The organism is Streptomyces sp. CBMA29, assembly GCF_014596445.1.
Classification (GTDB): Bacteria; Actinomycetota; Actinomycetes; order Streptomycetales; family Streptomycetaceae; genus Actinacidiphila.
In genome coordinates, this window is record NZ_MECL01000038.1 from 1 (window position 1) to 1,332 (window position 1,332).

Annotated in this window: 1 protein-coding gene; it reads right to left on the reverse strand. The window is 74.7% G+C overall.

Going from position 1 to position 1,332, the window contains the following annotated elements; translation table 11 throughout:
• Positions 1-1,332: FUSC family protein (locus BGM09_RS06110; RefSeq protein ID WP_223186398.1), on the reverse strand; the 1,332-nt coding region annotated here is incomplete at both ends.

Below are 1,332 nucleotides of genomic sequence, written 5' to 3' on the forward strand. Positions count from 1 at the left end.
GCGGCGGCCCTGCGCCGCTCGTCCCGCGGGGTGGCGGGCGCGGGGGCGGCGGCGTCGCAGCGGGCGACGCCGTACTGGATGGCGCCGCGCAGATAGTGGGCCCCTTCCGCGTAGGCGTCGGCCAGTGCCTGGCCGAGGGCGCGTCCTGCCCCGCGTGGCCAGAACAGCGCCCCGGCCACCAGGGAGACTCCGCAGCCGAGGGCGACGTCCTCGACGCGGACGAGCCCGATCTGCCAGCCCGCGGGCTCGATGATGTTGTAGAGGATGAGAAGGACGGTGGTGAATCCGGCCTGTCCCGCGGCGAAGGAGATGACGGCGGGGGCGAGGCCCGCGAAGGCCACGGCGAGGGGCAGCAGCAGCCACAGAACGGTCGTGTGCGTGCCGACCCCGTAGACGATGCCGCCGCCGATGACGAAGCCGACGCCCGTACCGAGCAGGCCGCGCAGCGCGTTCTGGCCGGTGCTCAGGGCGTTGGAGCGCAGCACCGCGAGGGTGCCGAGGACGACCCAGAACGAGTGCTGGACGCCGGTCGACTCGGCGAGCAGGACGGCCAGAGCGAGCGCGATGGCGCCGCGGACGCTGTTGTGCAGCCAGACGGAGTGGCGCTCGACGTGGGCTCCGGCGCGTTCCTGCGCGGAGGACAGGGAGGACGGCACGCCCGTGGGCCCGCGGCCCAGGACATGGTCCCACCAGCCGCGGCGCAGGGCGGCGACGGTGAGGCCGATGTTGGTGGCCATGGCGGAGATCGCGAAGCTCATCTCCTGGGCGCGGAAGCTCGGTTCGAGCGCGCCGAGGATTCCGGCCATGGCGTCGTCGGCGGCGGGGGTCCCGTCGGGGTCAGGCGCGTCAGGCGCGTCAGGCGCGTCGATGGAGTCTGCCTTCGTCGTGCGGGGCCGGTGCAGCGGCAGATCGCCGGTGACGGCCGTCTCCATCGCCTTGCGGGCGGCCTCCAGCCGTCGCAGGTCGCGCTCCAGCTCCGCGGAACTGTCGGCGACCGTCTCCAGGCTGGCCGCGCCGTGTTCGAGCAGGGTCGCGGCGGCCATCTTCACGTCGCAGACGACGGCGTCCGTCGGCCCCGGCTCCTCGTCGAGCGGCATGCGCTCCAGGATCGCGTCGAGCCACACCACCTGGTCGACCAGCCGGACCAGCGTGCGCGCCGACGTGGACAGCCCCGTGGGGCGGTACGGCGTCCCGAAGAACGAGGTGCGCAGCGCGGCGACGGCGGCGCCCGCCTCGTCGGACAGCGCCCGGTACTCGGCCGCGCCGACCGGTCCGAAGCCGCCGCGGACGCAGTCGACCTCGGAGCGCAGCCGCCGGGCCAGCAACGCGCAC